This is a genomic window from Gluconacetobacter sacchari, from assembly GCF_014174255.1.
Classification (GTDB): Bacteria; Pseudomonadota; Alphaproteobacteria; order Acetobacterales; family Acetobacteraceae; genus Gluconacetobacter; species Gluconacetobacter sacchari.
Map to the genome: position 1 here is coordinate 252,481 of NZ_JABEQJ010000001.1, position 10,742 is coordinate 263,222.

9 protein-coding genes are annotated in these 10,742 nt (G+C 62.0%); 3 read left to right on the plus strand and 6 right to left on the minus strand.

Annotated features, from left to right (window positions below):
* The first annotated feature begins 600 nt into the window (after window positions 1-600).
* The 3 genes from HLH48_RS01190 (at window position 601) to HLH48_RS01200 (ending at window position 2,357) form a co-directional block, all read left to right on the plus strand.
* Window positions 601-1,140, plus strand: a complete 540-nt coding sequence (locus tag HLH48_RS01190; protein WP_182995661.1) for a hypothetical protein — start codon at window positions 601-603, stop codon at window positions 1,138-1,140.
* 105 nt (window positions 1,141-1,245) lie between these two features.
* Window positions 1,246-1,641 (plus strand): CidA/LrgA family protein, encoded by a 396-nt coding sequence (locus tag HLH48_RS01195; protein WP_182995779.1) that lies wholly within the window; start codon window positions 1,246-1,248, stop codon window positions 1,639-1,641.
* Window positions 1,638-2,357 (plus strand): LrgB family protein, encoded by a 720-nt coding sequence (locus HLH48_RS01200; RefSeq protein WP_182995662.1) that lies wholly within the window; start codon window positions 1,638-1,640, stop codon window positions 2,355-2,357. Before HLH48_RS01195 ends, HLH48_RS01200 begins: the two co-directional genes overlap by 4 nt.
* Before the next feature lie 24 nt (window positions 2,358-2,381).
* On the opposite strand, the gene HLH48_RS01205 is transcribed toward HLH48_RS01200, so the two are convergent.
* The 6 genes from HLH48_RS01205 to HLH48_RS01230 all read right to left on the minus strand — a co-directional run bounded on the left by HLH48_RS01205 (window position 2,382) and on the right by HLH48_RS01230 (window position 10,695).
* Window positions 2,382-3,830 carry a peptide MFS transporter gene (locus HLH48_RS01205; RefSeq protein WP_373320213.1) on the minus strand — a complete coding sequence of 483 codons (1,449 nt, stop codon included), beginning with the start codon at window positions 3,828-3,830 and terminating at the stop codon, window positions 2,382-2,384.
* A gap of 411 nt (window positions 3,831-4,241) precedes the next feature.
* Window positions 4,242-4,385: a hypothetical protein gene (locus tag HLH48_RS01210; protein ID WP_182995664.1), complete on the minus strand. Its 144-nt coding sequence runs from the start codon at window positions 4,383-4,385 to the stop codon at window positions 4,242-4,244.
* A gap of 356 nt (window positions 4,386-4,741) precedes the next feature.
* On the minus strand, window positions 4,742-6,280 hold the full coding sequence (locus HLH48_RS01215) for a globin-coupled sensor protein (RefSeq protein WP_182995665.1): 1,539 nt from the start codon (window positions 6,278-6,280) through the stop codon (window positions 4,742-4,744).
* 278 nt (window positions 6,281-6,558) lie between these two features.
* Window positions 6,559-7,422 carry a polyphosphate kinase 2 gene (ppk2, locus tag HLH48_RS01220; RefSeq protein ID WP_373320214.1) on the minus strand — a complete coding sequence of 288 codons (864 nt, stop codon included), beginning with the start codon at window positions 7,420-7,422 and terminating at the stop codon, window positions 6,559-6,561.
* Window positions 7,423-7,602: 180 nt separating this feature from the next.
* Entirely contained in the window at window positions 7,603-9,075 is a 1,473-nt protein-coding gene (locus HLH48_RS01225; RefSeq protein ID WP_246386633.1) for a carbohydrate porin, read from the minus strand.
* Between the two features lie 9 nt (window positions 9,076-9,084).
* Entirely contained in the window at window positions 9,085-10,695 is a 1,611-nt protein-coding gene (locus HLH48_RS01230) for an inorganic phosphate transporter (protein ID WP_264812477.1), read from the minus strand.
* Between the last annotated feature and the right edge of the window lie 47 nt (window positions 10,696-10,742).

The following is a 10,742-nucleotide window of genomic DNA, read 5'->3' on the forward strand; positions in this document are numbered from 1 at the left end:
GTTATCCAGAGGGGTATCCCCGGAATCTGTGGATAATCATCACCGGAACAGGAGCGGGATCGAATCGTGGGAATGGCTGTTTTCAGCCATTTTCAGCATGATTTCATCCCGCAGATGAAAAGGGTCTTGATTCCATGTCAGTTTTATGACTGTCCGAATCGGCAAATCATTCACAGCCAGTCGACCCGATGGATCGGGCACGCCATGGCGGAACAAACCACGAAAAGCGTGTTTCGTCCCGATCGGACCTGTTCCCAGACAAGCAATCCACAGAGTTATCCAGAAGGGTACCCACGGAATCTGTGCATAACCATCCGATTTGCACTACACGCCTCTGTCGAAAAAATGCCGGTTCTCGGCCATTTTTGTGCAGTCAAGCGCAACATGACCCGATATTCGTGATTTCGTCACAGGTTCGCACGAGTCCATCAGACAAAACAATTCACAGCTTGATGACGATTCATGCTTGACTCAGTGCGCACGGCCGATCGCGGGCACGCGGCAGCGGCACCCATCAACCGGCGGCCGACAGGTGTTCATTTCTGCTTTCAGCCACTTCCGTATAGAATCCGGTCACGCATCCCAATGCGGAAAGGCACCATGGCAACCGCGAATCCATTCGTCATCCTGTCTCTGGCCGCCCTGCTGGCTGGAATCACGGTCTCCGCCCCAGCACTGGCGGACACACCGCAGGCAAACTGTGCGCCGGACAAGCCGATCCTGCCCGATGACCTGCATGGATGGGCATCCCCGACCCACCTCGCAGCCGCCGACACCGTTTCCGCACTCGATCATGCCATCCTCCTGCCAGGCCAGGCCGTACTCGCGGCGCTGCGGCCGACGCCGGACGTCAGCTACGCGCTACGTCCTGACGATCGGGGCGGCACGGTCAGTTCGGGCGGCATGATGGTCTTCAACGCACCCAGGGCAGGTACCTATCGGATAATGCTCGATGCCCGCGCGTGGCTGGACGTCGTGCGTGACGGCGCCTCCATAGGCTCCACCCACCACGGGCGCGGACCCGCCTGTAGCGGCATCGGCAAGATGGTCGATTTTCCACTTCCCGCCGGGCGCGCCATCGTCCAGATCAGTGGCAGCCCCAAGCCCGAAATCGAGATTATGGTAATACCGGTTCCGTAAGATGCCGGAGCATGCATGCGGTGGCCTCCGCTGTCGCGTTTTCACGATCATGTTGTTATCCCATCCGGATCGGCTCCTCCGGAGGAACCTGTATCAGTGGAGACCATGATGCCGTCGGCGATGCTCATTCTTGTCGGATGCCAGCTTGTGGGCGAGTTGCTGCGCAACGCATTTCAGTTCCCCATCCCCGGCCCGGTCATCGGCATGTTCCTGCTGGCCGTGATCCTCGGCATCCGAGCCAACAGAACCGGCAATGACAGGGCGCCGCCGCTGCTAAAGCCGACGGCCGAAGGGCTGATCGCCAACATGGGCCTGCTGTTCGTGCCTGCGGGCGTCGGAATCGTCGCCGAGGCCGGGGTAATCCGCCGGGAATGGCTGCCGATCGTCGTGGCGGTAGCCGGATCCACGATCCTCAGCCTGCTCGTGACCGCCCTCGTGATGCACTGGACGCTGCGCACGCCCCACACGAGCAGCCCCGACCACCAGGGAGACGCATCATGAGCGCCACGATCCGCCACCTGTGGACGCCACTCTCCACCACGCCGCTACTCTGGCTGGTCGTGACACTGGCCGCCTATGCCGGTGGCCGCTGGATGCAGAGAGCCTGCGGAGGATCCCCCTTTGCCAGCCCGGTCCTGATCGCAATCCTGATCGTGGGGACGATCATGGTGAGCACGGGCACGTCCTATGACACCTATTTCGCGGGCGCGCAGTTCATCCATTTCCTGCTCGGCCCGGTCACGGTGGCCCTGGCCGTGCCTCTTGCCGAAAATTTCGCGCTGGTCCGCCGCCATATCTCCAGCATCGGTCTCGCCCTGCTGGCCGGTTCGCTGACATCTGTCATCAGCGGCGTCGGCATCGTCTGGCTGCTGGGCGGTTCGCGCAGCGTTGCGCTGTCCATGGCACCGAAGGCCGTCACCACCCCGATCGCCATGGCGGTTTCCCACCAGATCGGCGGCGTGCCCGCTCTGACCGCATCACTGGCGATCCTCGGGGGCATCCTGGCGGCAATCATTGGCCGGCATATGCTCGCTCGCTTCCAGATCGACGATTGGCGCGCCCACGGCTTGGCCGCCGGCGTCGCCGGCAGCGGCATCGCGGCGGCCCAGGTCGCCGCGATCGACGAGATCGGGGCTGCCTTCGCGGCATTGGGCATCGGCCTGAACGGTCTGCTGACCGCCCTGCTGGTCCCGCTCCTCGCAGCCCTCTGGCGGTAGGACGGCACGAAACCGGCCCATGGGTCACACCCCCGCCAGCATATGCTGGCGATCCCACCGCCGCGTCAGCGGCAGCAATATGGCGAACAGGACGGTGATCGTGCCGGCGGCAATACTCAGAACCAGGAACAGGCCGGCATAGGCCCCTGCCCCGAGCGCCTGCTGCGACGATTTGGCAGCGGCCAGATTGGCGACCATGCTGCCGATATACATCGCCACCCCCATCGACAGCAGGTACGAGCCCATCATGAATCCACCCATCGCGGCGGGTACATAGCGTGCGATCACCGCCATGCCCAATCCACCGACCAGCAACTCACCCACCGAGAGGGCGCCATAGGCGCCGATCATAATCCAGGGCGATATCCGCCCCATGCCGCCCGCCAGCGCCCCCAGCCACCAGATCACGAAGGCGACGGTCACCAGGCTGAAGCCCACGACGAATTTCCGTGCGATCGGCAGGTCGCCTCCCCGCCGGGCAAGACGCCGATAGACAAGAGCCAGCACCGGACTTGCCAGCATGATCCAGATCGGGTTCAGCGCCTGAAACTGGCCGGCCGACATGTGAAACAGCGTCGCCCCGTCCAGCGTGACGTCGCCGCACACCGCGCGCAGCGCGAACAGGGTCAGCGATGTCACGGTCTGCTGATAGAACACAAAATACAGCATACCCTGGATCGACAGCATATAGGCCATCCGCAACCCCGGCCGCTGCGCCGGTGCAGCGCGACGATAGATCACCGCCCACAGGGCCAGGACCGACAGCGCCGCCAGCCACACGCAAACCCGCGCCACCGCCGGGCGGTCCAGCACCAGATGCACGGTCCCGATCGCCCCCACGGTCCCCAGCAGCAGGAAGACCAGCGGTCCAGCCGCCAGCGGCGCGAAATCGGGTGCCGAGCCGATATGACGCAGCCTGCTGCGCCGGACGGTATAGGCGCAGAGGCCAAACAGCAGCCCTGCGGAACACGCGGCGAACGACACCGCCGGTCCGAAACGATCCTGTAGCCATGGCGTCAGCAGCGTCGACGCCGTCGACCCGACATTGATGGCCATGTAATAGAGCGTAAACGCGGCGTCGAGCGCCGCATCATCGCCGTCATAGATCCGACGAACGAGATTGGCGGCATTAGGTTTGAAAAACCCGTTTCCAATCGCGACCAACGCCATCGCCAGCGTCATCAACTCGATATGGACCGTCGCCACCGCCAGCACGGCATAGCCGCACATCATGCATGTGGCCCCAAGCAGCATCGCCCGGCGCGACCCCAGCACCCTGTCACCCACCCAGCCGCCGACCACCGGCAGAGCATAGGCCAAGGCGGAAAAAGCCCCCATCAACAGGTTGGCCTGCGCATCCGCCATCCCAAGTTGCCGCACCATGAACAGCAGCAGCACCGCCTGCATGCCGTAATACCCGAACCGCTCCCACAATTCGATCGCGACCACAACAACAAAGGACGAAGACCGCATCGATCTCGACGAAACAGCGGAAATGGCAGACAACATGTGTTTCCTGACAAACGACAAAAGAACGGACAGCCTCTCACCGACGTAGGCAAGAAAGTGGATATATTATTATTTTCAATAAACTATTTACCTAGATGGGCAAGCCTATCCACACGGCACGCACATCAGGCTAGCGTGCCATACGTTTCGAAGTCGAATGGAATGGATGACGCCATTCCGAATGGGCACGCACGCGATGCACCCGTCACTGGCGCTCCCCTATATCGACATGGTGGCACCGAGCGGACGAAACGACCCCGACAAGGGCGGAAAGGGTCAGGAATGGAACAGAACCACGTTCACCAACAGGAACCGGTGCCACATGTAGTCGGTTATCGTGGCCTGACGATCCATGACGCAGTGCAGGACGCGAAGCTAGAATTGGCGGTTCTCTACCCCGCCACCGGCATGCCGCGCCCACGCCAATTCGGCGCCTATCACCTGGCCGTCGCTGAAGGAGTCGTGGCGGGGCACGACCGCCCGCTGGTTGTGCTGTCCCATGGCAATGGCGGCGATCAACTGCCCAATCCTGATGCGTATGGCAGCCGAGGATCATATCACCCCGTCGGCGCTGGCCGACATTGTGTTGCAGGACGTGCGAGACCCGGCCCTGGTCGATTATCGATGCGTGCCCAACGCAGGGCATTTCTCATTCCTCAGCCCCGTCCCCTCCCCCCCGATATGATCCGCTCGGATTTTCCACCGTCGCAAGATCCTCCGGGATTTGACCGTGCCGGCTTCCAGCCCGTAATGGCGAACGAGATCGGCCTTTTCCTGCATCGGACGATGGTGGACCGACCACTCGACTGACCGCCTGGTTCTGTCGTCTCGCTTTCGCGGCCGGCAGGGATATCCGCGATCTGTCGCCGGTCCGCTCACTCTGTCCGGATCAGGGCCAGCCTGGGCTTTTCCCGCTGGAACCTGGAACGGCGGACATCCCTTGTAGACAAGGTAAACCCGGTGACCATCTGTGTCAGTTCATCGGATGTCGCCACCAGGTTGCGCACCGCCGAGGCGCTTTCTTCCGCGACGGCGGCATTTTTCTGGGTCGCCTGCTCCAAGCCGCCCATGGCACTATTCAACTGGCTGATGCTGGCGGACTGTTGCTGTGTCGACGCCGAAATGGTCGACACGACATCATTGATTTGCTGCACCTGCGACATGATGCGCCGCAACGCATCTCCGGCCTCATGCACCAGGGCCACGCCGGACTTCACCTGTCCGCCCGACAGGTTGATCAAAGCGGAGATTTCGCGCCCGGCGTCGGCCGAACGCTGCGCCAGGGCACGGACCTCGCTGGCTACCACGGCAAAACCGCGGCCGACAGTCCCCGCCCGAGCAGCCTCGACACCCGCATTCAGGGCCAGAATATTGGTCTGCAACGCGATGTCGTTGATAATTCCGATAATACCCGCGATTTCGCGAGAGGATGTCTCGATCGCCGAAATCGCCTCGATCGTGCCCTGGACGACACCGCCAGCATGCTCGGCGTCGCCGCGCGTCATATTAACCATCTCGTTGGCCTTCCGCGTTTCCTCCGCAGTCTTCGCAACCCGCTGCGTGATCTGGCTCAGAGCCGCCGACATTTCCTCCTGCGTCGCCGCCTGCTGTTCGCTACGGCGGGACAGGTTTTCAGCCCCTTGACGAATGCCGTCGGCGGTGGACACGATATCTTCCGCATTCAATGCGATCTTGCCCAAACTGAGTTCCAACGTCTCGGCGGTCTGATTGAAATGCTGTTTCAGAACATCCAGGCGCTCCGGGATCCGGTCGTCTTCGATGCGATATGTCAGGTCGCCATTGGCCAGCGCCGTCAAGGCACTGCCGATGATTTCGATCGCCTCGCGATCCTCTCGCGCGCGGTGATCCTGTTCCGCCTGCATCGCAAGGCGTGCCTCGTTGATGTCGTCCATATAGGACGACACGGTCAGGCCGATCTCCAACAGCACGGCCTTGCAGAGGCTGCCAATCACGTCCCCTAGATTGCGTGCAATCCGTGGCGAGATCCGAGACAGAAAACCGCCGCCAGACAGGATGTCGTCGATGACGGAATGAACGAGGTGGCTGAGAAGGATCCCATAGCCGTCGATATACAGGCTCGGATCCAGTCCGATGCGGGCATGGACCGAACCAATCTCGCGGACTTTCTCAACATACTCGCCATCGAACCGGGCGCCGGAAATCCGTTGCCAATGCGCCTGCTGCGCCTGCTTCGCGTGCTCGATCTGCGTTTCGGAAGAAAAGAAGCCGCGTGCTTTCGGTGTCCGGCGAACCTGATCATAGAATTTATCAAGCGCGTTCGGAAGCTCTCGATCAATGAGAGCTTGAACGGAGCGAATAGAACGAAAATCATCCTCGCTCATTTCGATGAAATCTTGCCTCGATTTAAATTCAGAAATATTATTATTTTTCATGATTAATCATCTCTTATATATGTCTGAGAGCTACCGAAAGGTGGTATTCCATTACAATTATCTTGAATTTAATATTCAGATAACGGAAATCGTTTTCATTCTTACCTCCCTGCTTTTTCCTATTTCTGGAAAGCATCCTCCTCCCCCCATTATGCGGGGAACACCATGTTATGGGCCATAAGCTTCTCTCCAAAACCCGTTGGTCTCAAGACCCTGTCCTGCATCCTGAAAGGACGCAGGAAGACGGGCACTGCGGAAAGCCATCATCACGGAGCGCGTCAGTAGCGCGCCGGGACCATCATGGCTTCCGGCGTTTGCTGCCGTTCGTAGTCGGGATGATAGACCCGTTCGGGGAGCACCACGTCCGGCTTCGGCACCGGTCCATAGGGCACAAGCGAGAGCAGGTGGGCAATGCAGTTCAGGCGCGCGCGCTTCTTGTCAACTGCTTGTACCACCCACCATGGTGCCTCGTCGATACTCGACCGTTCGAGCATCGTTTCCTTCGTACGGGTATACTCTTCCCAACGGCGGCGGCTTTCCAGGTCCATCGGGCTGAGCTTCCACTGCTTCAACGGGTCGTCGATCCGCGCGCGGAAGCGGGCTTCCTGCTCGTCATCGGTGATCGAGAACCAGAACTTGACGATCTGGATGCCGCTGCGGACAAGCATCCGTTCGAACTCGGGCACCGAACGAAAGAATTCCTCGTATTCTTCCTCGGTGCAGAACCCCATGACACGTTCAACGCCGGCGCGGTTGTACCAACTGCGGTCGAACAGGACGATTTCGCCCGCTGCCGGCAAATGGGCTACGTAGCGCTGGAAATACCATTGGGTGCGCTCGCGGTCGTTGGGCGCCGGCAGGGCGGCGATGCGGCACAGCCGTGGATTCAGCCGCTGGGTAATCCGCTTGATCGCGCCGCCCTTGCCGGCGGCGTCCCGCCCCTCAAAAATCACGACCAGGCGGTGGCCGGTCGCCTTCACCCAATCCTGCAACTTGATCAATTCGCCTTGAAGGCGGATCAATTCGCGAAAATAGACACGGCGGAACGCACGGTCGGATGCGTCGAGCCGTCCCCCGATGGCCTCTTCTTCCAGGGAAAGCTCGAACTCCTCGTCTAGATCGTCGATGAGTTCGCGACGCATCTGCGTGCGCTCCCGTTCTTCCGCCGACAGGCTCTTCAAATCCTCATCGTCCATCGTCGCTGTCTCCCATGCCACGCACCATGCGCCACATGGGCGGGAATAGGGGTTCTTACCGGCAAACGCCTTGAAATTTTCATGAAACCAGCCGGTGCCAGGAAACGCCTCACCAAGAGCGCTCCCTCAGAATGTGGTGGTCATGTTCACGCCCAGCACGGTGCCATTGCCGATCGTCCGGCCGGTCTCCGGATCGGACGATGTGCCGCCGACATGCCAGAAATACTGAAAATCGGGCTGGATGATCAGATACGGGGTCACGGCCGCCTGATAGGTCGCCTCGATATGCTGCTCGGGCTTCAGATCGCCGGCCAGACTCGTGCCCAGGCGCATCGCATCATGTGCGTTCCCGATCGCCCGGCTGCCGTAGAAGCCGGTTCCCCAGGCGATGCCGATCGTATCGTCGCCACGTCCATGGACCAACCCGTCGAAGGTTACACCGCCCTGTATTTCCGAGGCAAACCGATTGCGCGACCCGTCATTAACGGTGGCACGCACGAAGATGTTGATCGTCTTGTTCGATCCCTTCGCGGCCCGCCAGATCATCTGGTCGGCCACCACGTACATCATCCAGTCGGCATGATGATAGAGCGGCTGACCCGTACTGTCGGCCGATGCCAGCAGGCCGCCGTGATTGTCATATCTCTGGTCAGGAAACCGACCGGTATCATAGAGACCGCCGACCTTCCACGTCCCCGGCAGGCTGCGCGCGTCCTTGCCGGCGATCCATCGCGCGACGTCGCCCGAGACCTGGGCCTCGCCGACGAACAAAGTCCCACCGCTGGTCGAAAACACGGTGCCCGTCGGATCGCGCTCCGTGGGCACGATATCGCTGTAGAACGGGCCGCGCGTCGGATTATCATCGGTGACGGCGCCCATCAGCACCAGAGAATCGACCGGCGTCCATTTCACCCGCGCCCCCAGGGCCGAAAAGGGCCAGGACGGCCCGCCGGAATACAGGTTGCTGGAGGTCGAAAGCGGCCAGCCGAAACTAGCATTGAGAAAGAAAGAAGCATTCTGGCTGACCAGGAACTCGGTATCGAGGTCGATCGAACCCACGCGGACATCCAGTCGGTTCGCGAAGAAGCCCTGACCGTACCAGAGTTCGAACAACCGGGTCGACCGCCCGGCGTCATAGCCACTGACGGAATTCAGCGCGCCAAGCCGCTCGCCGGTGAGGGATCGGCCGCGGATTTGTAACGCGCTGATATTCAACAAACCGCCATGCCAGCCGACGCCACGCTCGGTGTCGAACATCAAAGTCACGGCGGTCATGCCGTCATAGGTGGGGCCGGGACGCAGGCCGCCCGAGGCCAGGCCCCATAATTCCTCAACATCCTGCATGTTGATCCGGATGCCGTGGCGCGCCAGCCAGGACCGTGCCCCCCAGGCCTGGCCCAGAAGCTCGGTGTTGGGGTCATCGAAAGGCGTCACCTCCACTGGTGTGGGTGGAGGCAGCGGAACACCCGAAGGCAGGACATCGGTCACCTGCGGCGTGGTGGCGGCCCGAACGCCGCCACCGGCCGTCAGGGGACAGATGACTGACGGCCAGAAGACCCACCACACGGCGCAGAGCCGGAGGGGGGATCCGGCCATCATGGCCTCGGATCAGAAGACATGCCTCAGAATAAAGAACAGCACGCCGCTGATCAGCATCGCGGCCGGCAGGGTGATCACCCAGGCCATCGCCATGGTGCGCAGTGTCCGCCATTGCAGGCCCGACCCCGCCCCCGCCATGGTGCCCGCAACACCGCTGGACAGGATGTGGGTGGTCGAGACCGGCATCCCGTACCCTTCGGCCAGGCCGATCGTCCCCATGGCGACCAGTTCCGCCGAGGCGCCCTGGGCGTAGTTCAGATGGGTCTTGCCGATCTTCTCGCCGACGGTGACGACGATACGCTTCCAGCCGACCATCGTGCCCAGGCCCAGTGCCACCGCGACAGCCACCTTGACCCAACTGGGAATGAAACGCGTGCCTGCATTGAGCTGCCCCATGAAGCGCTTGAGGCCTGCGGCCTCGGTGCCCTCGAAGGCGGTGGTCTTGCCCAGGATTCGGATCGCGTCCGACACCAGATACATGTCGGTACGAACGTTCGGCACCTGGGCGGCGGGGATGGCGTTCAGGCTGCGATACCCCTTGACCGAGTTCGCAATATCGTCCGACAGCACGGCCAGCGCGCCATAGACCTGGCCATCGGCCACCGCACGGTCACGCAACGCCGCCATGACACGCGCACGGGCCGCCGTGACGTCATCGGCGCCGGTATCCGCCATGTGATGGCGGAAAATGGCCGTGGCCTCGCCTGCCGACTGTACAAAGGCCGGCATGGCGGATTCCGGCATGGCGCGGTTCAGCGCATAGGCGGTGGGTGCGGCACCGATGAGGATGAGCATGATCAGGCCCATGCCCTTCTGCCCGTCATTGCCGCCGTGGAAATAGGAAACGCCGGTGCAGGTGCCGATCAGCAGGCCGCGAATCCAGAGTGGCGGCGGCTCATGGCCTTGCGGCGCTTCGAACAGCGCCCGGTTGCGCACCAGCACGCGGAACAGCCAGAACAGCGCCAACGACAGCACGAAGCCGCAGAGCGGACTGAACAGCAGCGCGCTGAAGACCTTCGACACCTGCGACCAGTCGACGCCATAAGTCGCCGCACCGGCGGGCGCCATCAGCTGATTGGCGATGCCGACACCCATGATCGAGCCGATCAGGGCGTGCGAGGAACTGTTGGGCACACCCATCGCCCATGTCGCGAGGTTCCACACGATGGCGGCGATCAGCAGGGCGAAGATCATCGCGTATCCCGCGCCGCTGCCCACCTGAAGGATGAGTTCGACCGGCAGCAGCGTGACCATGCTGTAGGCGACGGCCCCAGACGAGACCAGCACGCCGAGAAGGTTCCACACGCCCGACCACACGACGGCCACCATGGGCGGAAGGCTGTTGGTGTAGATCACGGTCGCGACCGCGTTGGCGGTGTCGTGGAAGCCATTGACGAATTCGAAGCCCAGCGCGATCAGCAGCGCCAGCGCCAGCAGGACGAAGGCCCCGATGGCCAGCCCATTCTCGCCCGCCGCCTGCAAGTCGGCCAGGACGCTGTAGCCGACGAAGCCCAGCGCGCACGCCAGCACGGCTAGAAAGAAGATCTTGAATGCGGGAGCTTCCCCGCCGCCCATTCTCGGGCGCAGAAAGTGACTGCGCGGTGCTGTTGTGTCCGACACTGCATCCCTCCATGGCCAAAAGGCCCCGTGACGTGGCGACACTCGGC